Source organism: Maritimimonas sp. 2304DJ26-3 (genome assembly GCF_056591635.1).
On the sequence record NZ_JBWQOK010000003.1, the window covers coordinates 212,503 to 237,300 of the forward strand.

20 protein-coding genes are annotated in these 24,798 nt (G+C 28.5%); 14 read left to right on the forward strand and 6 right to left on the reverse strand.

Translation table 11 applies throughout. The features are described from left to right. Positions 1–20: 20 nt before the first annotated feature. The 13 genes from AC1EUV_RS09615 (at position 21) to AC1EUV_RS09675 (ending at position 14,273) form a co-directional block, all read left to right on the forward strand. The gene (locus AC1EUV_RS09615) at positions 21–1,088 is read left to right on the forward strand and encodes a glycosyltransferase (protein WP_480198484.1); all 1,068 of its coding nucleotides are present in this window, start codon (positions 21–23) and stop codon (positions 1,086–1,088) included. Positions 1,089–1,097: 9 nt separating this feature from the next. Beyond that, the gene (locus AC1EUV_RS09620) at positions 1,098–2,441 is read left to right on the forward strand and encodes an O-antigen ligase family protein (protein WP_480198485.1); all 1,344 of its coding nucleotides are present in this window, start codon (positions 1,098–1,100) and stop codon (positions 2,439–2,441) included. Then, positions 2,431–3,357, forward strand: coding sequence for a glycosyltransferase family 2 protein (locus AC1EUV_RS09625; RefSeq protein ID WP_480198486.1), 927 nt, complete (start codon positions 2,431–2,433; stop codon positions 3,355–3,357). The genes AC1EUV_RS09620 and AC1EUV_RS09625 overlap by 11 nt, the downstream gene beginning before the upstream one ends. Positions 3,358–3,360: 3 nt before the next feature. Further along, the gene (locus tag AC1EUV_RS09630; protein ID WP_480198487.1) at positions 3,361–4,662 is read left to right on the forward strand and encodes a nucleotide sugar dehydrogenase; all 1,302 of its coding nucleotides are present in this window, start codon (positions 3,361–3,363) and stop codon (positions 4,660–4,662) included. Between the two features lie 3 nt (positions 4,663–4,665). Beyond that, the gene (locus AC1EUV_RS09635) at positions 4,666–5,778 is read left to right on the forward strand and encodes a glycosyltransferase family 4 protein (protein ID WP_480198488.1); all 1,113 of its coding nucleotides are present in this window, start codon (positions 4,666–4,668) and stop codon (positions 5,776–5,778) included. Between the two features lie 9 nt (positions 5,779–5,787). Next, positions 5,788–6,813 (forward strand): ATP-grasp domain-containing protein, encoded by a 1,026-nt coding sequence (locus tag AC1EUV_RS09640; RefSeq protein ID WP_480198489.1) that lies wholly within the window; start codon positions 5,788–5,790, stop codon positions 6,811–6,813. A 15-nt stretch (positions 6,814–6,828) separates the two neighbouring features. Further along, complete coding sequence (locus AC1EUV_RS09645) at positions 6,829–7,746, forward strand: glycosyltransferase family 4 protein (protein ID WP_480198490.1); 918 nt, start codon at positions 6,829–6,831, stop codon at positions 7,744–7,746. A 67-nt stretch (positions 7,747–7,813) separates the two neighbouring features. Beyond that, the gene (locus AC1EUV_RS09650) at positions 7,814–8,806 is read left to right on the forward strand and encodes a lipid II:glycine glycyltransferase FemX (RefSeq protein WP_480198491.1); all 993 of its coding nucleotides are present in this window, start codon (positions 7,814–7,816) and stop codon (positions 8,804–8,806) included. A gap of 1 nt (position 8,807) precedes the next feature. Beyond that, positions 8,808–9,548: a formyl transferase gene (locus AC1EUV_RS09655; protein ID WP_480198492.1), complete on the forward strand. Its 741-nt coding sequence runs from the start codon at positions 8,808–8,810 to the stop codon at positions 9,546–9,548. 5 nt (positions 9,549–9,553) lie between these two features. Next, a complete protein-coding gene (locus AC1EUV_RS09660; RefSeq protein ID WP_480198493.1) occupies positions 9,554–10,693 on the forward strand; it encodes a DegT/DnrJ/EryC1/StrS family aminotransferase in 1,140 nt (379 codons plus the stop codon). Then, a complete protein-coding gene (locus AC1EUV_RS09665; protein ID WP_480198494.1) occupies positions 10,677–11,786 on the forward strand; it encodes a DUF354 domain-containing protein in 1,110 nt (369 codons plus the stop codon). Before AC1EUV_RS09660 ends, AC1EUV_RS09665 begins: the two co-directional genes overlap by 17 nt. A 1-nt stretch (position 11,787) precedes the next feature. Continuing rightward, positions 11,788–12,543 carry a hypothetical protein gene (locus tag AC1EUV_RS09670; protein WP_480198495.1) on the forward strand — a complete coding sequence of 252 codons (756 nt, stop codon included), beginning with the start codon at positions 11,788–11,790 and terminating at the stop codon, positions 12,541–12,543. A gap of 326 nt (positions 12,544–12,869) precedes the next feature. Further along, positions 12,870–14,273, forward strand: a complete 1,404-nt coding sequence (locus AC1EUV_RS09675; RefSeq protein ID WP_480198496.1) for a sugar transferase — start codon at positions 12,870–12,872, stop codon at positions 14,271–14,273. Positions 14,274–15,203: 930 nt separating this feature from the next. Here the strand turns inward: AC1EUV_RS09675 and AC1EUV_RS09680 are convergent. The 6 genes from AC1EUV_RS09680 to AC1EUV_RS09705 form a co-directional block, all read right to left on the reverse strand. Then, positions 15,204–17,606 carry a GumC family protein gene (locus AC1EUV_RS09680; protein ID WP_480198497.1) on the reverse strand — a complete coding sequence of 801 codons (2,403 nt, stop codon included), beginning with the start codon at positions 17,604–17,606 and terminating at the stop codon, positions 15,204–15,206. A 19-nt stretch (positions 17,607–17,625) separates the two neighbouring features. Further along, positions 17,626–18,417 (reverse strand): polysaccharide biosynthesis/export family protein, encoded by a 792-nt coding sequence (locus AC1EUV_RS09685; RefSeq protein WP_480198498.1) that lies wholly within the window; start codon positions 18,415–18,417, stop codon positions 17,626–17,628. Positions 18,418–18,539: 122 nt separating this feature from the next. Continuing rightward, positions 18,540–19,202, reverse strand: a complete 663-nt coding sequence (locus AC1EUV_RS09690; protein WP_480198499.1) for an LbetaH domain-containing protein — start codon at positions 19,200–19,202, stop codon at positions 18,540–18,542. 83 nt (positions 19,203–19,285) lie between these two features. Then, positions 19,286–20,077: a hypothetical protein gene (locus tag AC1EUV_RS09695; RefSeq protein WP_480198500.1), complete on the reverse strand. Its 792-nt coding sequence runs from the start codon at positions 20,075–20,077 to the stop codon at positions 19,286–19,288. A 146-nt stretch (positions 20,078–20,223) separates the two neighbouring features. After that, positions 20,224–21,585 (reverse strand): arylsulfotransferase family protein, encoded by a 1,362-nt coding sequence (locus AC1EUV_RS09700; RefSeq protein ID WP_480198501.1) that lies wholly within the window; start codon positions 21,583–21,585, stop codon positions 20,224–20,226. Beyond that, a complete protein-coding gene (locus AC1EUV_RS09705; RefSeq protein ID WP_480198502.1) occupies positions 21,578–22,987 on the reverse strand; it encodes a hypothetical protein in 1,410 nt (469 codons plus the stop codon). Before AC1EUV_RS09705 ends, AC1EUV_RS09700 begins: the two co-directional genes overlap by 8 nt. 662 nt (positions 22,988–23,649) lie before the next feature. Here AC1EUV_RS09705 and AC1EUV_RS09710 point away from each other — a divergent pair. After that, positions 23,650–24,684 carry a class I SAM-dependent methyltransferase gene (locus AC1EUV_RS09710; RefSeq protein WP_480198503.1) on the forward strand — a complete coding sequence of 345 codons (1,035 nt, stop codon included), beginning with the start codon at positions 23,650–23,652 and terminating at the stop codon, positions 24,682–24,684. Positions 24,685–24,798 lie beyond the last annotated feature (114 nt).

Consider the following 24,798-nt stretch of genomic DNA (forward strand, 5'->3'; position numbering starts at 1 on the left):
TATCATGATTAAAAAATAATTTGATTACAATTAGTAAAATTTCTGTTAATATAAGTATGCCTAAAAAAGAAGAATTTCTTCGAAGATATCAGAAAATTCCAGTTAAAGAATTTCAGAATGATGTTTGTAAGAAACCTCTTGTGTCTGTATGTGTTCAAACCTATCAGCACATTAATTACATAGCAAAGTGTTTAGATGGAATTTTAATGCAGCAAACAAATTTTGATTTTGAAATTTTGGTGGGTGAAGATGCGTCTTCAGATGGCACAAGAGATATTTGCATAGAATATGCAAAAAAATATCCAGGTAAAATTAAATTATTTTTGCATTCTAGAGAAAATAATATTCAGGTGTTTGGAAAGCCTACCTCCAAGTTTAATTCAGCTTATAATTCATACGCCGCTAGAGGAAAATATATTGCTTATTGTGAGGGAGATGATTTTTGGACTGATTCGTTAAAATTGCAAAAACAAGTCGATTTTCTGGAATTAAATAGCGATTACGGAATGATTTTTTCTGATATTATTATGATTGATGAGAATGGTAACATACTTAATACTACAGATTTTCATAAAAAAATAAAGTCTTTGTATAAAAGTGGATTCATTTTTTGGGAACTTTTGGAATGCAATTTTATTAATACATTAACTGTATGTGTTAAGAAAAGTTTACTTTTAGATTATTTAGAAAGATTTGATGAAGAATTCACATATGATTATAGATGGTGGCTACATATTTCTAGTTATGCTAAAATTAAGTATATAGATGAGAAATTGGCTCATTATAGATTTCATAACTTAGGAATTAGTAGATCTAGCGATTTTTTTGCTAAAAGAGTACCACTTGTACAGCAATCTGGACTTGTGAACTATATGTCAGTAGTGAATTTTAAATCTGATTTTATTAATCGCACTATTTTTTCGAAAACTACATACAATATTTTAAAAAATAAAAGTATATCTTGGCAAGAAAAGTCTCCTTTAATAGAAATGTTAAAAAAGTCTCCAAAATTATGGATTTATTTATTCAAATGGATTGTTATTGATAAATTCATAAAAACATTGTTTAGAAAACTTCACTTATTGTAAGTCAAAAGAATGACTAAAAAGGAATATAAAATTATTGATTATATTTTCTGGGCATTATTTATAATTTATGTTAACCCTGGTGGAATCTTGCATGCGTCAGGTCTTATCAGTGGAGAAGGAGGGTCTATAAACATACGAGATCTTATACTAGTATTATTGTTAGGATGTTTGGTATTGATATCATTTAATACTAAAATAAAAAATGATACCTACAACAAGTTAATCAAGTATTTATTTATTTTCGGCTTATATTATTTCTTAATTTTTGGATATGTTGTACCTACACTTAAATTAAGCGAAGGGTACACATTTTTTAATTTTTTCAAAAAGAGTAGGACAACAATCTATAGTTTTTTACTCTTTGTAATTACGTATCACTTTTATTTGAGAAGTAGCGTGTTATTCTTTAGAACGCTCATTTTATCTTCTTGTGTCATTTTAATACTATTTATTATTACAATTATTACTGGGGTTGAAATATTGCCGATAGAGAAGTTTAATAGAAATTTTGCCGATGCGGATAGAATATTTTTAAAAAGTTATGGTTTTATGCCTTTATTAATACCAATTGGTGTTATAGTAATAGTCTTTTTTAAGAAAAAATTTAAATGGAAAAACTTAGTTCTAATAGCATTTTCTTTAATGTTTTTATCATGGCTTTTATCCATTACAAGGCGACATATTATTGGTACTTTTGTTTATTTATTTATTGCAATAATATTGTTTAATTATTTTCAGCATAAAGCATTATTTTCTCTCAAAAAGGTTCTTTCTGTAATGTTATATGCGTTGGTTATTGGATTTATAGTTTCTTTGAGCTTCCCAAAATATCTTGAGGCAGGTCGCTCTGGGGTAAACGACGCTGTAAAATTAGTTACTGAAGGAGAAAATTCAGCTGGCAGAAAAGATAAAAGACTTGGGTTAGGTAAACCTTTTATGAGACAGCTAATTATAAATAACCCTTATTTTGGGACAGGTTTTGATAACCGCTGGAGAACTAAGGACGGAGATGAACAAGGTTATGAAGCGGCCGATTATCCTTTTCTAGGGGCAATAGCCATGACCGGAGTTGTAGGACTCTTATTTTTCTCTCCGATATATATATTATTAGTAAGCTCTTTATTTTATGATCTGAAATATTTAAGAAAACACAGGGTTAATTATCATTCTTTTGAATTCTTTAACCTCATTATATTTATTGTTTTCTTTATTTATGATCTAGTTCAATATATGAATTGGTTTGAACCAGTATCTGGGTCAGGAAGGTCGACATGGTATATATATTTAGCAATGTATTTTGCGTCTAGGCAACTATTCTATAAATCACAAAGAAGTTTTGAATATGCAAAATAAAAAAGTTTTAGTTCTTATTTTATCTTATAACGGGAAATACTTGCTTGATGATTCTATTTCTAGTTATCTTTTAAATAATTACAATAATTTTGAAGTTGTTATAATTGATAATGGATCAACTGATCAAACTAAGGAATATGTTGAAAGCAGATGGCCTAGTGTTAAGGTTTTAAGAACTGACATAAACCTTAAGTATTCAGGGGGATTCAATTTTGGGATGGAGTATGCGTTTAATGAAAAAAATGCTGACTATGTTCTAATAACTAATAATGATGTAAAAGTAGATAAAAACCTGATTAAAGCTACGGTTAAAGTCGCTGAAGAAAATGAAAAAGTTGCTTTTGTGACTGGAAAGGTCTATTTCTATGATGAACCTGAAGTATTTCAAACATGTGGTCGTGAATGGGATGAGAAAAATTGGAGAGGGGAAGATATTGGGCTTGGAGAAAAAGACGAAAATCAGTATGATGTTGTGAGAGAATTACCATGGTGTGATGATATTTTTTGGTTAGTAAACAAAGATGTTTATGATAAAGTAGGTGGATACAATACTGAATTTGCATTTCAAGCTGAAGATTTTGAATGGCAAATTCGGGCGAAAGAAGCCGGATATAGAATATTTTATACACCCGAAGCTAAATTATGGCATAAAGAGAGTGCAACAATAGGTAAAGTTTCTCCTTTTAAAATGTATTATAATTTTCGAAACCCTCTTATTGCGCATATGATGCATAGAGATTATAAAGATTATAAATATTACTTTCGTGCTAAGAGGAAACATTTATTTATTCTAACTATGAAGACAGTAATTAATTTTAGAATAAGATATACAATAAGAAGTTGGCAAGGTTTTTTTTCAGCATTAAAGTGGGGCATTAAGAATAATCGTATAAAACCATTACAAATAATAAAATAAATAATGAATATTAGTATTTTCGGATTAGGTTATGTTGGATGTGTGAGTTTAGGTTGTCTTGCCCAAAATGGTCATAATGTTATTGGTGTGGATGTTTTATCGACCAAAGTTAATATGATTAATAGAGGCATACCCACAATAATTGAAAAGGACATTGATAAGATTATTGGAGAACAATTTAAAGAAGGTCGTATAAGAGCAACGACTAACTTTAGGGATGCGGTATTAAATTCTGAAGTAAGCATTATTTGTGTTGGCACGCCTTCTACAGCTCAGGGACATTTAAATTTAGAATATATATATAATTGTGCCAGAGAAATTGGTGAAACACTTAAAGAAAAAGAAGGTTTGCATATAGTCGCAATTAGATCTACCGTTTTACCAGGTACAAATCATAAAGTCGGTGAAATAATCGAATCAGTTTCTGGTAAAAAGAGAAATGTCGGATTCGCAGTAGTATCAAACCCAGAATTTTTAAGAGAAGGTACGGCAGTTAATGACTACTATAATCCACCAGTGACTATTATTGGAAGTGATAATCAATTAGCACTTAATGTAATGAGTGATATTTATTCAAAAGTGAATGGATCTGTCGAAAAGGTAGAAGTAAAAGTAGCCGAAATTATTAAATATGTTAATAATTCTTTCCATGCTTTAAAGATCGTTTTTGCTAATGAGGTAGGTAATATATGTAAGAAACTTGATATAGATTCACATGAAGTTATGCGAGTATTTTGCCTAGACAAACAGCTTAATATTTCTAATTATTATTTTAAACCAGGATTTGCATATGGTGGCTCATGTTTACCGAAAGATTTAAAAGGCTTAAAAATGTTAGCGCATGATAATTATATTGATTCTCCTGTATTAAACTCAATTGAAAATAGTAATACTTATCATAAAGAAATAGCATTGAATGCAGTTCTCGATACTAAAAAACAGAAAATAGGATTTTTAAATATAAGTTTTAAATCAGGAACTGATGATCTAAGATATAGCCCATCTGTCGAAATAATTGAAAAATTACTTGGTAAAGGAAAGACTGTATTAATATATGATGAGAATGTTAGTTTATCTAAGCTAATTGGTGCTAATAAAAGTTATATAGAAGAAAAATTGCCGCATATATCCACATTGTTGTGTGACAATATTCAAGACTTAATTGAAAAAAGCGATGTGGTTGTTATACCAAATAAAACTAAGGAAATTGAGAATATGAATATAATGGATGATAAAATTATAATTGATTTTTGCCGAATTGAGAAATTAAGAAATCATCCAAATTATAACGGATTAAATTGGTAATATATGAAGGTCTGTTTTATCTCAGCGTCTTGGGTTAGAGAAAGAGAAATACTTAGTGAACTGAATAAAAAGGTTGATTTAACATTTATTTGTCCGTATCAAAAAAATGGAAATTATTCAATTGATGATGTTTCTACTTTTTGCAAGGAAAACAAAATAAAATATATTATAAATGACTTTTCAAAGAAACGAGCGAGAAGTTTTGCGAAATTAAAGAGTGATTATAAACTTATTAAGAGTATTAAAAAATCAAAACCAGATGTAATTTATATTGAAGCTTTTGGAAGTCCATATTTTGCAATATTTAGTAGATTATTTTTAGGGAATAAAAATACTATAATTAGTATTATGGATTATAAATTACATGAAAGATCAGTAGGAAATTTAAAATTCAGCGAAAAATTTTACAGATTTATTCAATTAAATTTTTATAAATATTTCCAATTCTTTTCATACTCTCAAGAGAACCTTTTTAAAAAAGATCATCTTGATAAAAAAAGTTTCACCATTAGACTTTTTTTAGTAGCTACAGACTTAATGAAATCGACAGATAATTTGCAAAAAAATAATAGAGTAAATTTTTTATTTTTTGGTAGAATCTTTTATTATAAGGGAGTAGATGTATTAATAAAGGCAACTAATATTTTAGCTCAAAAATATGACAATTTTTTTGTTACAATAGCAGGGAATTGTAAAACATGGAACGATGAATATAAACCATTAATAAATAAGAGCGATGTTTTTGATTTGAAGATAAGGTATATTGAAAAAAATGAACTTTCTGATATTTTTTCAAAAGCAAATTTTTTTGTTGTCCCCTATAGAGATGTAACACAAAGCGGACCATTGTTAAGAGCTTATAATTACGATTTGATTCCTATTTGTTCTGATGAAGAAGGGTTTTTAGAATACGTAGAAGATGAGAAAAGCGGGTTTATTTTCAAAAATGAATCACCAAAATCGTTGGCAGAATCAATGGAAAAAGCACTTAATTTAGATGATGTAAGCAAGCAGACAATATTTAATAATATCAATGAATTTAAAAAATCGGAATTTAATATTGAAAAAGTATCGCAAAAATATATAAGAATGTTTAAGGCTGTTTTAAATGATTAAATTTACGTTATGAAAAAGAGAATAGTTATATTGACAGATTACAAAAATAATTTTGGCTCAAAATGGAATAATGTTACTTATCGCGGCGGTATGGATAAGGAAATTCTTAAAAAGAATTTTGAAAAATCTGGATATTCGGTAAGATTTATGAATATCTCAAATGTAAAATTTGACGACGAATTTTCTAAAGAAGATACAATTTTATATACCTCAAGTGAGGATATCGGTTACCATTATAAGAATTATATTGAGGATGTTATTTTTGGGCTAAAAGAGAAAGGGTTGAGAGTATTACCCGATTTTAAATTTTTGAGAGCTAATAATAATAAAGTTTTCATGGAGATTCTTAAGAGCATAATTTTCACAGATTCAGTTAATAATCTTTCTGCTACTCATTATGGGGTACTCGAAGACATTGATATAGATGGTTTAACCTATCCTGTTGTTATTAAAGAATCTACCGGTGCAATGAGTAGAGGGGTAGCATTAGCAATTAATAGGCAAGATTTTTTGAAGAAAGTTAAAAAAATTGGTAGAACGCGAAATATAAAAAAAGATTTAAAAGACTTTTTAAGATCAAAAAAACATAAGGGATATGTGAGAGAATCTTTATACAGAAATAAATTTATAATACAACAGTTTATCCCGGAGTTAACATCAGATTTTAAAATTTTAATTTTTGGTGAAAGGTATTACATATTTGAAAGACCCGTCAGAAAAAATGATTTTAGAGCTAGTGGTAGTGGTAATGCAAATTATATTTATGGATCTAATGTCAATTGTCCAGATGGAATATTCAATTTTGCAAAAAATGTTTTTGATCAGGCAGAACTACCTAATATATCAATAGATATTGCATATGATGGCAATAAGTTTTATTTGCTAGAGTTCCAAGCAATTTATTTCGGAACAGTAGGCCATGCGAAAGCCGATGGTTACTATATATTGAACAATGGAAATTGGGAGTTTGATAAAAAGAAAGTTGATATTGAAGAAGTTTATGCAGACTCTATTGTTAATTTCTTAAAAAATTAATGAATCAAATAATTAATGAGGGTTCTTTTTATAAGTCGAGCGAAAACAAATGATACAATATCTTGTATAGTTAAAAATCAAGGAGAATCATTAAAAGAAAAAGGCATAGAATTAACTTACTTTATTATTAAAGGGTCAGGAATAAGAGGATACTTAAAGTCTATTGTTGAATTAAAAGGATATTTAAAATACAATAAGTATGATATAGTTCATTCTCATTATTCTTTGTCTGGCTTTACTGCAGCTTTTGCAAGAGCCAATCCATTAATAGCGTCCCTTATGGGTAGTGATGTTAAATCTAAATTATATTATCGATTTATTATTAAGCTTTTTGAAAATTTTTATTGGTCTAAGACAATAGTGAAATCTGATGATATGCGTACTTCTTTAAAATCTAAAAAAGCTATTGTGGTTCCAAATGGAGTCGACTTCAATATTTTTAAACCTATTGAAAAAGAGCTAGCATTGAAACATACTAATTGGAACCCTTCAAAAAAAAATATTTTATTTGCTGCTAATCCAGAAAGAATTGAAAAGAATTTTAAGTTGGCAAAAGAAGCTTTTGATTTATTAGATAGAAATGATGTTGAATTACATTATTTAGATAATGTACCCAATAATCAAATGTCATATTACTATAATGCTTCTGATGTTATTTTACTTACAAGTTTATGGGAAGGAAGTCCTAATGTTATCAAAGAAGCTATGGCATGTAACGTTCCGATTGTAGCAACTAATGTGGGAGATATTGAGCAGGTCATTAAGAATACTAAAGGTTGCTTTTTAACTACATTTAATGTTGAAGATGTTTCGTCTAAACTTAATAAAGCACTATCTCATAATGCTGTCACAAATGGTAGAGAACATATTCTACATTTATGCTCTCGACATATAGCAGACAAGGTCATTTCAATCTATAAAAGTGTAATTTAAATCAAGGTCTTTATAGTATATTAAAAAGAAATTTAGACAAAAAAAGTATTTGTATTATATGTTAGATGTGATAAGTAAGGTTGAAAATAAAAAATGGGCTGAGTTTGTATTGTCGCACCCTAAAGGAAATATTTTTCAATCACCGGAAATGTATGAAATATATAAGAAAACAAAGAATTATGAACCATTTTTTATTAGTACTGTTGATGAGAGTGGCAAACTAGTGGGCGTTATGCTGGCCGTTATCCAAAAAGAACATAAAGGATTTTTGGGTAAATTCTCCTCACGTTCAATTATTATTGGGGGACCAATTGTAAAAGATAATAACCCCGAAGTTATGGACATATTATTAAAGAAATATAATAAACAAATAAAGGGAAAAGCTATCTATTCACAATTCAGAAACATGTTTGACCAACATGATATGCGGAGTATTTTTGAAATTAATGGTTTTAAATACGAAGCTCACCTAGATATTTTAATTAATCTGAATACAAGTGTAGATAAACTTAAAGCTAGAATACAAAGAGGTAAAAGAAGAAATTTTACAAAATCGAAAAATAAAGGAGCAAAGTTTAAAGAGATAACAAGTTTAAATGAATTTAAAGAGGGGTTAATTTTAATAAAATCTACCTATAATAGAGTTAAGCTACCAATGCCCGATTTCACTTTTTTTATTAGTGCTTTTAATGAGCTAAAAGATTCTTCCGCGATTAAGGCTTTTGGAGTTTATTTTGAAGATAAAATGATAGCTTTTAGGGTTTCATTAATATATAAAAATTTAGTCTATGATTGGTTTGCCGGTGCTGATGATAAGTATAGAAGTATGTACTCAAACGATTACTTAATTTATAATATTTTACTTTGGGGAGTTGATCAAAAATACGAAACATTTGATTTTGGTGGTGCGGGTAAGCCAAATGTTCCGTATGGTGTGCGTGATCATAAAATGAAATTTGGAGGAGAGCTGGTTGAATTTGGAAGGTTTGAGATAATACATAACAAATTGATGTTCAAAATAGCCAAACTTGGTTTAAAATTAATTCAAAAGTTAAAGTAGTATGAATATTTTTATTTTCACCACTGAACTCAATGAATGGAACTCAATAATCATTAGAGAAATACTTAATAGTAAAACTATTACAGTCAAAGGTATCTATACATCTAAGTCATTAGGAGGAGATAAGGGATTAAAGCAGAAAATTAAACGACTTTTGAATTATGGTTTATTTAATTTGTTTTTAATTTTTTTTCAAAAAATTAAAAACAAAAAGAAAAATGAATCCATTGCCAATTGTTCAAAATTACTTTTAGAAAAAGCTACACCAATATTTTCGGGAAAGAAAATGTCGATTTATTTAGATAAGGCTATTGAGCAAAAGAGTGATCTAATAGTCTTACTTTATTTTAATCGTATTATTCCGAAGCGATATATTCGAGATGACGTAAGAATGATTAATATACACCCTGGTAAATTACCGCTTTACAGAGGTGCTCAGCCTGTTTTTTGGGCTATGCTCAATGAGGAAAAAGAACTTGGAATTTCTATACACAAAGTAGAAAAAGGAATAGATACTGGCGATATATTTGTTGAACAGACTATTGAAATAAAAACAAAATCACTTTATCAAAATATGATTAATGTTTCTGAATATATTTCTAAGATATTACCAGAAGCAATTGAAAAAATTCTTAAAAAGGAAATTGTACCTAAAAAGCAAAAAGAGAGTGCTATTTATTATACGCGCCCTAATTCCGATAAAGTAAGAGAGTTTTTAAGAAAAGGGAATAAATATTATTAAACTAAGTGGGACTAATACCAAGATTTTATTATACGCTTCCATTTTTTTATTATTGTAAATCTTTAATAAAAAAAACTAGTTCTGTAGACGGCATTTATGATAAGTCGAGTGATAATTATTGGTTTAACAATTCAAGGGTTGGGTTAAGATTATTATTGGATTCTATGTCTACTAATAAACCTCTTAAAGTTGGAGTCCAAGCATATACATGCCATACCGTTTTTCAAGCTATTGTCAGAGCTGGTCATTCCCCAATTTTCTTGGATTTAACAGATGATTTTAAGCTTGACTTAAACCACCTTAAAAAGAATATCTATAAGATCGATGTACTGATTGTAACACATACATTCGGCTTTCCAGATGATATGGCTTCTATAAAAAAAATAGCTAGAGAGATCGTGATTATTGAGGATTGTGCTCATTCTTTTCTTTCTAAATATAAGAAATCATATACAGGAATGATATGTGATGCTGCAATTTATTCTACTGGACTAGCAAAGTTTCCAGCTATTGGAAGCGGTGGATGGTGTGCAATTAATAAACCGGGTAAATTTCCTTTGTTTATAGATAAATATGCAGAAATTCCTAAGAAAACTCAACTTTCTTCCATTAAAAATTTTTTGAAAGTACTAATATATTCTATAATGATGAAGCCACCGTTCTATGGATTAATTACTTATAGGCTAGGAAAAAAACTAGATAAAAAATTAGATTTAGGAAATAAATATTCATTTGATGAATATAAGGGGTGTACCTGGAGTCAAAATATTTTAATGAGAAACTCTCCATTTTTTTATAAAATGCTTGTTAAGAACACCGAAAATGCAAAACTACTTTCATCTTTATTGAAAGTAAGAACGTCTACTTTAAATCAACCAAAATATAACACACTAAATTATTATATTTTTCCATTGTTAATTGATAATAGAGACGAATTATATGATAAGTTAATAAAGCAAAAGATTGAACCAGGAAAACATTTTCATAAATCTTTAATATGGGCTTCTGAATTTGGTTATACAAAAGGTGATTGTTCAAATACTGAAAGAATAATTGAAAGGATAATTACTATCCCTACTCATAACGGGGTCAATAAAAAGACAATTACAAAAATTTCAAACATTATAAATGAGCACAAAAGTTAAGAAAAAATTTCTATTTCAATTAAATCACCCTGCTCATTTTCATTTGTTTAAGTATACGATAGAGGAGTTGAAGCGGCACGGTCATGATATACTTATTTCTATTAAGGATAAGGATATATTGAAAGAGTTGGTTAAAAATTATCCATATGTACAGCTCTCTGTTGGTTATCGTAAAAAGAACATCTATTCTATAGTAAAGTCTGTGATTGATAGAGATAGAAAGCTGTTAAAGATTGTCAAGGATTTTAAACCAGATTTAATGATTGGCACTTCTCCGGAAATAGGTCATATATCGCCTTTTGTGAAAATTTCAACGCTGTTTTTTGGTGAAGATGATGTTGATTTGTCAATACCAATGTACTTAGGAGCTTTAACATGTTATCCTTTGTTTACGAACATTTTGGCACCAAAGGGAGTTAATAACAGTATATGGAATGGTAAAACCATAAATTATCAAGGGTTTCAAAAGTTAGCTTATCTGCATCCAAATAGGTTTAATCCAGATAGATCAAGAGTCAATATACCTTTAGAAAAAAAGTATTTTTTAATTCGTTTTGCCAACCTTCAAGCATATCACGATATGAATGCTAAAGGAATTTCTGATTCATTAGCAGTTGATTTGATTGAAATATTAAAAACAAAAGGTCAGGTAATAATATCATCAGAGCGAGAATTACCAGAAGAGTTTAAGCAATATGAATTTGGTGGAAATAAACAAGACATTCATCATTATTTATACTTTGCAAACCTTTTTATTGGTGACAGTCAGAGTATGGCAGTTGAGGCCGCAATGTTGGGAACACCTAATATTAGATTCAATGATTTTGTGGGTAAAATTAGCGTTTTAGAAGAAATAGAGAATATTTTTGAATTAAGTAATGGAATAAATTCTAATTTTCCAGCTAAATTTTTAGCTTTAGTTAAAGATATTATTAATGATGATGAAATAATTAAAAAGTATAAGGAAAGAAGAAATAATCTCCTTAAATCTAAAATTGATGTGACGGCTTTCATGGTTTGGTTCATCGAAAACTACCCCAAAAGTGTTAAAATCATGAGAGAAACACCAGAATTTCAGTATCAATTTAAATAAAATGGATTTTACAGTTAAAATTTATAAAGAACTTTTAGATGCTCTAAAAACGAATGGATATGAATTTCAAACGTTTCAAGAATTTATTGACAAGCCTAGTGATAAAAGCATTGTATTAAGACACGACGTAGATTTATTACCACAAAACTCTTTACACTTCGCTAAAATTCAACATGAATTAGGTATAAAAGGTACGTATTACTTTAGAGCTGTTCCAGAGAGTTGGAAGGAAAACGTTATCAAAGAAATTGCTTCATTAGGACATGAAATAGGATATCACTATGAATGTTTAACAACTTGTAAAGGCGATATAATAACCGGAATCAAAGATTTTGAGAATAATCTAAAAGAATTAAGAAAATTAGCTCCTGTTTCCACTATATGTATGCACGGAAGTCCTATGTCTAAATATGATTCAAAAGATCTTTGGAAAGAGTATAATTATAAAGATTATAAATTAATTGGAGAACCATATTTTGATATTGATTTTAATGAAGTTTTTTACCTTACTGATACAGGTAGAAAATGGGACGGAAATAAAGTAAGTGTTCGTGATAGAGTTGATTCTTCATTTGAACTATCTTTTCATACAACTGATGAAATTATAGTGGCAATAAATAAAGGGAAGCTACCAACTAAAGTTATGTTTACTTTTCACCCTCAGCGTTGGAGTAATAATTTTTATATGTGGTTTAAAGAGTTAATTTTTCAGCGTGTAAAAAATTTGGTTAAGAGATTATTTTATGTTAAAAAATGAAATATACATTTACCTTATATTGTTAACATTTAACCGTTTATAGGTAAAATAATAGCATATGCAGTTTTTTTAAAAGAAAATCACGTTATTCTAATAAGAATGTAATATATTTGTACTTGCTATAAAAAGAATCCCCTTAAATGCCAAATTCAGTAAATAGCTATTTTAAATTAAATGTGTACAATTATTTGTAGTTATTTTACATATAATTATATAGGCTTGTTTACTTATATGGTCTTTTGTCGGTTGTATTAATTCTTTTTTTAGTCATAAGAAATTATTAATGAATTTACCAGAAATATGGTGGTTCGTGCAAATTTTGTGCTATGATAAAAGAATACTTTAATGATACTTTAGAGTTAGGTGACTTTCTAAAGAATGATGTATTATTAAAAAAAGATTTTATTTACCAACGTAGTGAATTTACTTCGAACACTGCGCTTGATAAAACTAAATTAATATTTAATAAACTTGGTGGTAAAAGAACTCAGTTAAGATCTTCAGAAGAATTCTCCTCATTGGAGAGAATTAGAATTGTTGTTGATAGTTTAATTGATGGTACTAAGATCGAGTCTGTATGTGCTAGAAAGAATATATCTAAAGAGACTTATTTAGTATGGAAGAAAGACTTTTTAGAAGCATTTAAATTATATTCTGAAGAATTATTAACTCGAGATAAAGTTGCTGCATCTAACAAGAAATTAATACTTCAGTCAACAAATGAAGATGTATACAATTTTTTTAAGGAGCATGTCCCTGAAATTGATAAGGGGAAAAATTTGGTTATTCCAAAAAATGAAACATTAACTTCATATAGTAATTTCTATAAAATTCAAAATGTCTTCATTCTTAACAGAATGAATGATTTTAGAATGCTAAATAAGCATTTGGAAGAGGTTAATGAGAAATTACCTAAAGACGGTGTCTTAATTGGATGCTTTGAAACTTTTAGAAATAGAAATGCCAAAAAGAAAATTTGCCAGATTCCTATTATTAAGGACTTGTATAAAACTGCTCAATTTGTTTTTTTGAGAGTGATACCAAAATTACCAGTATTAAAAAAGATTTACTTTTCTGTTACAAAGGGTAAAAGTAGATTATTATCAAAGGCAGAAAGCCTTGGTAGGTTGGTTAGTTGTGGTTTTGATATTATCGACTATAAAGTAATAAATGGTATTCACTATTTTGCTGCTAAAAAAGTTAATGAACCTTCTTTCGATTTGAACCCTAGTTATGGACCTTTATTTAAGATGAAGAGGGTTGGCAAGAATGGTAAAATTATTGGAGTTTATAAGTTTAGAACTATGCACCCATATTCAGAATATTTACAAGATTATATTCTTAAACTTAATGGCTATGGACAAAACGGTAAGCCTGCTAATGATTTTCGCTTAGTACCGTGGGGCAAGTTTTTAAGACGTTATTGGCTAGATGAATTGCCTCAGTTAATAAACGTGTTTAAAGGCGAGTTAAAATTAGTTGGTTCTAGACCAGTATCTCAGAGATATTTTAATGATATACCTAGAGATATACAAGAATTACGTTTAAAATATAAACCAGGATGTATACCGCCTTATGTAGCTTTAAATAGAAATAGTTCTGTTGAAAGTGTTTTACAGGCTGAAAGAGAGTATTTAACAGAGAAAAGCAAAAGCCCTTATTTTACAGACACCCGGTACTTTGTTAATGCTATTTATAATATTTTATTTAAAGGCAAAAGAAGTGCTTAAAAAAGGTAAAATCTTATAAACTGTTTAGGATCGTCTCTAAGGGTTTTAGATTAAAATCTGTTCTTTGGGTTTTCATAGAGCTAGTCTCTAAGGATTAGTTGTTAAGTCTGGACATGCTCTAATTCTATACCTCAAAATCTATTGTAGAGTTGTTGAATAATCAAACTCCAATTGCGTAGTGAGTTAGTCTGTAAACTTACCCTAATGCTTAATGTAGTTTATGATTGTTACAATCATCAATCGATAGCCTCGTCTGTTTTCTTACTTGATCGAAATGTTTTCACAAATATGTTTTTATTTAGAACTCCACTTTTATAACAATTATTTAAATGTTCTAGAGAAGCAATTTAAACAGGTTAATTGAGTCGTATATAATCGAAGCTCCATATCTTCGTATATCTCGCTCCATTATTAAGTTATCTTGCTATAAATTCTGGACCATTATTGCATCATAAAGTCTTAGATAAATCGATCTCTTGTACTAATTGTTTTAAGACCTCCATCACTTTTTTAAATGGGTAGAATCCTTACATTTTTTGAAAGCCTACTGACATAAAAGTGTTGCTAACTACTTCAATGACATATTCGCTGCTCTTAATATTATACAACTTTAAAGATAGATAAAGCTTAATAATGTTAGAATCGTTAAGCTTTATTAAGTATTGTACTTTTTATAGGGGTGATATAGCTTTTGTATTGCTTGTGTTGTTAATATAAAGTTTCACAGGTAAGCAGGCGGCATAATTTTAGTTGTTGATGTTTCAAGAGTCAGATCACGATATTCTTTTTTTACCTGGCTTTTTGTTAATAGGCTTATTCTATTTACTAGATTAACGAAGTAGAAATTTAGGAGATACAATATAATTTTTTAAATATCTATTGCTTGTTGATTTTTTTATTAAATCAAGAATGTTTAGCGTCTGTTAAAACCTAACTAAATTTCCACCAAGATTTCTTTTTTGATTTTTCAAAACTGGCTCCATAACCATAACCATAACCATAACCTTTTTTTGAATCTATTCCATTTACTAGTAAAGCTAAATTCGGAAATCTTTTCTCTTTGTAAATTGATTTAACATAACTTAAAAGTCTTTTATCTAAAAAGTTAACTCTTATCACATAAATAAAAGCATCAGCATGGTTTTTTATGACGGTTGTATCAGTTATAATACTTGAGGCAGCAGTATCAACTATTATATAGTCATAAATTTCCTTTACTTCATCAAATAGTTCTTTAACACGTGAACTGATTAACAATTCAGCAGGGTTCGGGGCAATATCTCCTGAAGAAATCAAATCTAAATTTTCAACTTTTGGTACGCTAATAATAATATCTTTTAATGATAAATCATTATCAATTATGTAATTTGTTACACCTAGAGAACCACGAATACCTAAATATGATTTAATTGAGGGAGCTCGAATATCCATACCTAAAATTAATGTTTTCTTACCCGCATACACTAATGAAGCTGCTAAATTTGAAGCAACAAAAGATTTTCCTTCATGAGCTATGGTTGATGTAACAAAAATTGTCTTCCCTTTATTGTTAGAATTAGTCAGTAAAAAATTTAAATTGGTCCTAAGTATTCTAAAAGCTTCAGCTGTGCTAGAATGATCTTCTTTATTAATTAAAAAACGTTTTTTCGATTCTAACTTTGGTATATCACCAAGGATGGGGATATTTAATATTTTTTCAACCTCTTCACGACTTTTAATTGTTGTATTAAGAAAATCTCTAATATATATAATAGCAAAAGGAATAATAAGGCCAATAAATATGTGTACTAAATAAAAAACCTTTTTCTTTGGCGAAATTGCACTACCCACACTTTCAGCTATTTCAATTACCTTAGCATTAGGGTCAATAACACCAAGTGTAATCGCCGTTTCTTCTCTTTTTTGTAAAAGGTATAGATATAATGCCTCTTTGATTCCTTGTTGACGCTGCACATTTCTAATCTGTCTTTCTTGCTTTGGTGCAGAATATAATCTTGAATTGATTATGGCATCTTGTCTATTAAGTGCATCTATAGATATTTGTTGAGTAGAACTCAAATTATTTAGTCCTTGTTTAATATTATTTTCTAAGGCTTTTAATTGATCATTAATATTAACAACAATTGGATTTTTATCAGTAGAATTCTTTAATAAACGTTGTTTTTCAATTATAAGATTATTGTACTGTGCAGATGCAGATTGTACATTATTATCATCTATTCCTAAATTTTGTGGTATAGGTTGGTTAGGATCTTTTTCGCTTACATATTCTTTTAGAGATTTAATTAATTGGAGTTTAGCATTTGCACCAACTATTTGATTTTCTAAATCCTGCCCACTTTGCATACTAAGGTTAGTATCAGAACCTGCGTAACGAGTCTTAAGTGTTTCTGTTCGAAGGTCTACATCCGAAAGTTCGTTAGATATTATCTCGAGCCTTTGATCTACAAAATTTGAAGTACTTTTTGATAGTTCTTCTTTGAGAAAGATAGCACGCTCATTATATTTTTTAATAAGCTCATTTAAGAAGTCTCTAGACCTTTGTCGAACATTATCTACTATCGATACATCTAAAATACTTGATCTTTCTGATTTAGGTTCTATAGATATGCTTCTTGCTAATGCTCGAGCCAAACCATTAACAGAGTTAATTTGAACTAGAATGTTAGAGCCAATTAAATTACGTTCCTTTAAGTCAGTAGCTGGAACAATGATGATATCTCCAAATCCAATATTAATTTTTTCACCAAAATCATGCTTTTTCCTAAATGTTTTGTCTATGTCAGTAACCGAAAAACTATTTAATGAATTTACCGTAATTATAAAGGAATAGCTTATTCTATAGGATGCTGAATCACTCATTAAAAAATTAATTTTTAATGGAGGATCGGTATAATTTTCAGTCTCATAATACTCAGTATTTAATCCGATTTTATTATCTAAAAAATTACTTAGATAGTTCTTATTAGTATAATATCGAACATTAAGTCCAAGTGATTTTACTACTTCCTTAACAATACTTTTAGATTTTAGAATCTCTATCTCATCTTCAATTTTATCGTTAGAACCATTCACAACACCTAAGTCTTGAAAAACTGAAAGCGTAGAATTACCTTCATTTTCTTCATCTTTAATTTTTATTGTGGTTGTCGCTCTATATTTAGGACGTTCGAAATTTAATTTATAGAATGCAAAAATGATGCTTAGTAGAATTGACAAGACGAACCATTTCCAGTGACTGAGATATTGAATAATGGTATCTTTAATATTTACATTAACACTGTCAATGTTCTCACTTTCATGATGAATATTTTGTTGCTTATCAAATTCCATCTAATTTTCCGTATTATATTTATCTTGTAATGCTAAAAACCAAAGCAACAGCAGTAAGTAAAATTGAAGCTATTCTCAAAGTTTGGGTTGAATTCGGACCTACAGTAGAAGATTTAGCTCTAGAATTATTTGGCTCCACGTAGATCACATCATTTTGAGTAAGGTAATATACAGGAGAGTTAAATACATCTTCCGATGTCATATCTACTCTAATATATTTTTTATTACTATTCTCTTCTCTAATCACTAAAACATTTTTTCTTTCAGCCTGTATGGTCATGTCTCCAGCTAAACCTAAAGCTTCAATAATTGTTATACGCTCATTAGGAATAGTATATGAACCTGGACTTCTAACTTCTCCAAGAACAGTTATTTTAAAATTAACTATTCTAATGTTTACAATAGGGTCTTTTACATATTCTTTTAACATATCTTTAATCAAAGATGTGGCTTGTATTCTATTTAATCCAGCTAATTTCAGTTTTCCAAGTACAGGAAAATCTATATTACCATTCGAATCTACTAAATACGATTGTTGATTTCTTCTGCCCGTTGAATTTGCTTCATCACTAAAATTAACAACAGTCAAGTTAAACGGCCGTACAGCATCTTGATCTAAACCAGATACAATAATAGTTAACATGTCGTCTGATTGGATAACTGGAATATAACTGTTGACAGAATTACTAATACCTACAGCATCTACATTTTGAAAATAAACTATATCTTGTTTTGTGCCGCACGACAAAAAAAATAAAGAAATACAGATTAAATGGATATACTTCTTAAGATCTATAACTGTAATTTTCATATTTTAAGTATTTATGATAAGCAGATTAATAACAAATATATATAAATAACTCTTTCCTAATACTAATTTTTATTATAAACTGTAATAAATCTATGAAGAATTATTTAAGGTTTTTTGTATAATTATTTTTTTGGAATGGCCATAATTTTTTCCTTGAAACGGTAAAAAACAGTAGTGTCGTCTTTTATAGATTTATAAACGACCATTCCTGCATGAATCAAATTATTATTACCAATTTGAACATGTGGAACCACTGCTGATCGAATACCAAAATAATTATTGTCCCCTATGTTTACATGACCTGCAATGACCGATGTTGCGATAAAGTTATTATTACCAACAGCACAATCATGGCTAATGACGCTATATGGGGTAATAATATTATAATTGCCAATAACAGCATGCTTTTCTATTATACAGAATGGAAATACTATATTTCCAATCCCAATTTTAAACGGTTTGGGTAGTATGACAGAATCATGGATGAAGCTCCCAATCAAAGCATTTTTTTTATGCAAACTATCGATCATTTTTTTTCGAAAATTGATATCTGCAACACATATTAGCACTTCTTCGTCTGGAGTAGGGGAGTATTCATCAATATCACATATAACGGGTGCATCGAAATTATATCTCTGATAATACTTTTTTAAATTATAATCGAATTCAATATATCCTTTGATATTTATCCTTTCATTTTTTGGAACTTTAGCATTATGGTCTCCAATATAAAAAGTAGTTTCAGCAGCACATCCACCTGTTCCAAGTATTATTATATTTTTCATACCTTGATTTTTTCTTCTTTATCCTAGCATTTTAATGTAGCTGATTTATATTAAATGATGATTTAGTTTACCTTTTGAAATATTTAGTAGTTATTTTTTATAATCTCAGCTTCAATTTCTTTAATTTTTTTTAAATTTTTATCGTCTCCTTCTGACAAATCCAAATTCCAAGAACATGCTCCAAACTGTGATGATAGTTTAGCCAATTTACGGCAATTATGTTGATTTTCTTGCACAAATTTTCTAAGGGATTCCTCTTCATAGATGCTGAGATAGTCGTTAAGAGCTCCTCTAGTTTCTGATCTACGTTTTTGCAAGTTTTTTATTATAAAATCTACAGGTGCTTCTAAGAATAAAATTTTTCTTCCTGTAAAAAAATTATTTAAAACTTCTTCTGAAATTAATTTTTTTTCAATTATTTCAACAATTTCAGAGGTAAAAATATGACAAAAACTATCATCTAGAAACCATCCACTGTCATCTAATAAACCAGAAAGGTTCAAATATCTATCATCTTTAGCTGACTTTGTCAAGAAATTTAATAATCTCATGTTTTGATCAAAGTCTCTCTTATTATTATAAAATTTTGAAATTGTAAGTGATATGTTAAGGAGGTAGAACTCGTCAAGAAAGGAATTAGATTTAATACTTTGTCGCTCATTTGCTCTATAATAACTTAAATTCCAATTATGCTTTAAAACTTCACTTACCTTAGAATGGAAAGTAGTTTTGCCTATACCTGATGTTCCTACCATTTCAAAAATAACACCTCTGGTTACTGAATTTTTGACATATACTTTCTTAGGTTTTTTTATGAGTTTTACTCTATATCCAAATATGTCAAGTATTTTGAAAAAATATTTTTTTACATTCATTAAATAGTTAATTTTTATCTTATATCGTTTAGATAATCTAAATTATGTTTTTTATTTTTTGACTGAAAAAATATTAGCTAATTAAAAGATATAATAGGAAGTTATCAAAAAATATCAGCAACTTAGTTATTATCTTCTTTCATGTTTTATTCTTCAAAATACTTTCCTCCTTTTTTCATATATAATCTAGACCACCCTGGGAATTGGGCATATTTAGGCTCGGGCCTATATGGAACATAGAATTTATATTTTAATGTTCCAATAGAATCATATAAATAATATATGCCGTTATGTGTTTCCTCAACAAAAATATCTTTTGATGACAGTATTGATTTGCGACCCTGCCATTTTGTATTGGACATATTATTCAAAATAAAATTTGTTTGATCTGTTTTAAAATTGAATATGGCAATATTATTACCATTTTTTACTCTATCATTTAAGAAAGAAAGATTATTATTGAAAATTGATATTATAGAATCATTTTCAATATCAACGTCATGCTGATTCATCCAAGGACCTTGTTTTTGCATTATTATTTTATTAGTTTGAGGTCGAAACAATGCAACTAAGCTTTTATTTCTCATACTCAGAAAAACATCTCCTTTTTTCCAATAGGTACCATCATTCATTACGGGCTTAACATCGTTTAAATGAAATGGATCTTTATACGTATTATTCCAATTGTATCCAATTGGTGTGGCCTCCACTGTACTTTCGAAAAGGTTGTTCTCAAAGTAAATATCTGTCAAAGATTTATGGTATAATTGATTTCCTTCTTGATCTAAACATAAAATGGCATCATCTCTATAACCAATAGAATTAGCGGTATCATTATTAAGATCAATAGAACAAGCCCAAATATTACCTTCTTCGTCTAGCTCTAATGAATGATGCGCGATTTTATTACTTTTCCAAAGAATTTTAGAATCCTTATTCATTTTATATATAAATCCATACGATGCTACTTTAAATATTACAGAACCATCTTCAAGCATCATCTGATGTCTTATAATAATCTCGTCTGTTTTTCTTTGGATGCTCTTTTTCATATTTTCAGACAATTTTTTGTTTAGATTGGATTTATCAAAAATAGATATAATAGTATCTAAGTCTGCTAAGATAATATCTAGTGGAATGGTCCATTTTCTAGCTACTTCGCCAGTTTTAATATTTTGCAACAATATTTCACTAGTAGTAGGATTAATAAATGAAGTGTGAAGTAAAAAAATTGAATCACTAACATATTCTAGGTTATTGGCTTTACCAATTTCCTGAAGAGAGTCAATACCTTTTATTTCTAATGCATTTTTAGGCAGCACCTCTTTGGATTTGAACCATTTTCTAATTTCATTAGGCGTATTGTAAAGTTCTACCATAATTTTATTATACAGTCCAGAATCCCCTCCTTCAACTTTCTTAAAAGCACGTATGCTAGACCAACTAATTATCCAAATTAAAAAAAACAGGACTAATATAACGCGTAGAATTTTTACAAATTTATCCATAATTATTAATGGCGATTTTTTCAAGATTCTTATATAAAGTTACATATTTAATATCTTTTTGACTAGTGTTTTCACTGGCTCTTGATTCAAATTTTTTTATTTTAATGGAATCAACTAATTCTTGTGGTAGTTCAATTTTTGAAAGTAATGTTTCTAAGGATTTTTTAGGGCTAGAAACAAAATATTCATAACAAAAAAAATGAAAACTTCTTTTTTCTTTAAAAGTAATATATACTTGAGAATAGAAAAAATACCAAATTTCTAGCCAATAGTCAAGACTATCCTCATTTGATTTTGAATGAAAATCTTTTTCTACTAGGGTCGGTATTTTGGTATGTAAGCCAAATTCATGGTGCACTAAAAAATCCATATAATCTAGTGTGAAATGGTCTTCCTTTTGTAATTTAGATAATAACTTATGTTGTTTTAATAATGAGGTGGCCTGTTTATAAGGTTCTCTGAATGGAATTATAGTTATTGTTTTGTTATTATTGTTATCATCTAATTGCTGTAACGATTCAGCTCTTAGTAAATGGTTATTATTCTTTGCCAAATAAATTTTGTCTTTAGCGACCAATTTTCTGAAATAATTGTATTTTTTATATGTATCATTATTTAATTTGTGCTTAATAATTTTATCGTACTTTATATACTGATCTCCTAAATAATTTCTAAAAAAGGGCTCCTCTAAGGCTTCATACGAATTTAAACTATGTTTAACGCCATCTTGATGAAATCGTTCTTTTTCTTGCACCTTTTTTTTTGATATTAAAAGAGGCCAGGTTTTAGGCATAAACAGAAAGGGTAAATTTCTATAAGAAAGACTTCTAAATTCTTGTAATTCAGCCAAATACTGCATTATTACAGTAGTGCCTGCTCTTGCCATACCCGCTATATAAACATTATTAATAGAAGCATTATTTCTTAATGTCTTCTTATTTAAGAGTAACTCAATTTTAAAAATAAATCGAGATATATTCTTATTTCCTAAAAAAATATAATGTAACAATTTATCGATTGCAGAATAAGGTTCTTTCTCTTTTGATTTTTTCTTAGAAATTAGAGGAACAAATATTATTGGCAATAATGTACCCAATATAAAGGGCCATTGAAACAAGTGTTTTGGAAAAAGTTCCGAAATGAACTCATCCGATTTAAAATGAGGAATAGCTTTTCCGTTCAGTAAGTTAATAACGATGGATGAAATACCAACTAAAAAAATAATAACAAAAATGAACAATACCGTTTTTAGTAGTACAACCAACAAAAAACTAGCTACACTTCTAAATCTTTTTTTTATATGATTAAATATTTCATCATCATTTAATGTAGGATGGCCACTATAATATACAAATTGTGATGTCGCAAGTATCCAATCATTGATGCTTGAAATATATTTCAATTTTAAAAAAAAGAGGATTGCCAATAAGGAAATAAGAAAGCCGGCTAAAAATATCAAGTTGATTTTTTTCTTTTTTTCAAATAGCGTTTAATTGGAAACCATAAAAAAGTAAATAGAGTAATTAAAATTAAAATTACTACTCCAATAATTATCGCCAAAATTCCACCACCGACACCTGGACCTAAATATAAATAGTACATAATAGATTATTTTTTTCTTTATCAAAAATTCGCAACTATCACAAAAATAGTAAATTTTGGTTTTAAAAGGGATAATTTTTTTATTTGTATCTAGTTTCAGAATATATTAGTGAATCAAAAAAGGCATTTATATTTTAACAATCTAAAATTTTAGATATTACTTATTTATTACTAATTGATTTCATTCACTTTCCAATTCAATAGTTTATCTCTTTTTAATAACGAAAAAATCGCTGCATCAATGATTATCAACCCTTTTTATTTTGAATAATAAGTTTATATTAGCGATAAGGTTTAATTTGTTATATTATATTCTTAAACTAAAATGTAATTTATGAATATAACATACAACAAAAAATTTTGTAGATCACTTATATTATTTTCTAGACTGTAATTAATGTAAAATTGCTCTACAAATGAAAAAGGACAGTATTGGAATATTTAATATTAAAATGACACAAAATGATTGAGTCTAAAGTGATATGTCCATCATGTAAAAAAAATGCTATTAATAATCGTTACGATACTTTTTGGATGTGTAGCGAGTGTGGTGAGAAGTACATTTGTGAAGATGGAATTCCCAAACTTTATTTTGTAGAGTCTATTAGTAAAGTAGATAAAAGGCTTAGAGAAAGACTTTATAAATACACAGCTTGGTTTTATAATTTTTGGAATCCTTTCTTTATGCTTCCAGTTAGACCAGCAAGAGTATCTGTGAAATACTGGATTGTATATTTTTTATTAGTTTTTTTATTAATTTTCTCAACATATAATTTTATAGATCTGATTGTATTTCGTGGTATAAATGATGCGACTCTTTTTGATTTTTTGTTATTCATACCGATGGTAATGTATATTATTTTTTTAACAAAATATCCCAGATATGCCTACTTACTTTTACTTTCTATACCAATAAAAATGATACTTAAGATTCGAAATTTTACACCTAAAAAAAGCCATGCTTCTGTTCATATGGAGTTTCAAAAAGAATATCTAGAATCAGATAGAAAAATACAAATGCTTGATATTGCCAGTGGTACTGGTAATTCACTTTTTCGACATGGTTGGATGGATTTGAATGCAGATTACACTGCTGTAGACTTTTCTTTAGAAATGTTAGTCCAAGCAAGAAGTTTAATGAGCAAGCAGAAAGTTCAAGCAGATTTTATTGTCGCTGATGCTACTAATCTTCCTTTTGAATCTGAAACCTTTGATATTACCACTAATTATGGTGCAGTTAATGGTTTTGCAAATCCAAAAACTGCTCTCAAGGAAATGGTTAGAGTGACAAAAAAAGGCGGAAAAATCCTGTTTTTAGATGAGCAAGAGTACGAATCAGCTTCATGGCTAGAACATTTTTATTTTAAGAAAGTATTTGCTTGCCTCAATACCATTGTCGGATGCCCCGTTGACTTGCTGCCTAATGATCTTGAGGAAATAGAAGTGCATCAAGTATATGAGTTTGTTTATATATGTACTGCAAGGAAAAAGATGTAATTATCTTCATTTAAAATTGAACTGTTTAAAAGTAGAGTAGGTAATTTAAATTTAAACAATATTATGTAATGTATTGAGTTTTACTGCAACATATTGCAGAGATTTTGAAAAGAG

What these genes read in the sequence shown, in the direction of transcription:
- AC1EUV_RS09620 (WP_480198485.1), top strand. Translation starts at nt 1,098, where the DNA reads ATGACTAAAAAGGAATATAAAATTATTGATTATATTTTCTGGGCATTA.
- AC1EUV_RS09625 (WP_480198486.1), top strand. Translation starts at nt 2,431, where the DNA reads ATGCAAAATAAAAAAGTTTTAGTTCTTATTTTATCTTATAACGGGAAA.
- AC1EUV_RS09630 (WP_480198487.1), top strand. Translation starts at nt 3,361, where the DNA reads ATGAATATTAGTATTTTCGGATTAGGTTATGTTGGATGTGTGAGTTTA.
- AC1EUV_RS09635 (WP_480198488.1), top strand. Translation starts at nt 4,666, where the DNA reads ATGAAGGTCTGTTTTATCTCAGCGTCTTGGGTTAGAGAAAGAGAAATA.
- AC1EUV_RS09640 (WP_480198489.1), top strand. Translation starts at nt 5,788, where the DNA reads ATGAAAAAGAGAATAGTTATATTGACAGATTACAAAAATAATTTTGGC.
- AC1EUV_RS09645 (WP_480198490.1), top strand. Translation starts at nt 6,829, where the DNA reads ATGAGGGTTCTTTTTATAAGTCGAGCGAAAACAAATGATACAATATCT.
- AC1EUV_RS09655 (WP_480198492.1), top strand. Translation starts at nt 8,808, where the DNA reads ATGAATATTTTTATTTTCACCACTGAACTCAATGAATGGAACTCAATA.
- AC1EUV_RS09665 (WP_480198494.1), top strand. Translation starts at nt 10,677, where the DNA reads ATGAGCACAAAAGTTAAGAAAAAATTTCTATTTCAATTAAATCACCCT.
- AC1EUV_RS09670 (WP_480198495.1), top strand. Translation starts at nt 11,788, where the DNA reads ATGGATTTTACAGTTAAAATTTATAAAGAACTTTTAGATGCTCTAAAA.
- AC1EUV_RS09675 (WP_480198496.1), top strand. Translation starts at nt 12,870, where the DNA reads ATGATAAAAGAATACTTTAATGATACTTTAGAGTTAGGTGACTTTCTA.
- AC1EUV_RS09680 (WP_480198497.1), bottom strand. Translation starts at nt 17,606, where the DNA reads ATGGAATTTGATAAGCAACAAAATATTCATCATGAAAGTGAGAACATT.
- AC1EUV_RS09685 (WP_480198498.1), bottom strand. Translation starts at nt 18,417, where the DNA reads ATGAAAATTACAGTTATAGATCTTAAGAAGTATATCCATTTAATCTGT.
- AC1EUV_RS09690 (WP_480198499.1), bottom strand. Translation starts at nt 19,202, where the DNA reads ATGAAAAATATAATAATACTTGGAACAGGTGGATGTGCTGCTGAAACT.
- AC1EUV_RS09695 (WP_480198500.1), bottom strand. Translation starts at nt 20,077, where the DNA reads ATGAATGTAAAAAAATATTTTTTCAAAATACTTGACATATTTGGATAT.
- AC1EUV_RS09700 (WP_480198501.1), bottom strand. Translation starts at nt 21,585, where the DNA reads ATGGATAAATTTGTAAAAATTCTACGCGTTATATTAGTCCTGTTTTTT.
- AC1EUV_RS09710 (WP_480198503.1), top strand. Translation starts at nt 23,650, where the DNA reads ATGATTGAGTCTAAAGTGATATGTCCATCATGTAAAAAAAATGCTATT.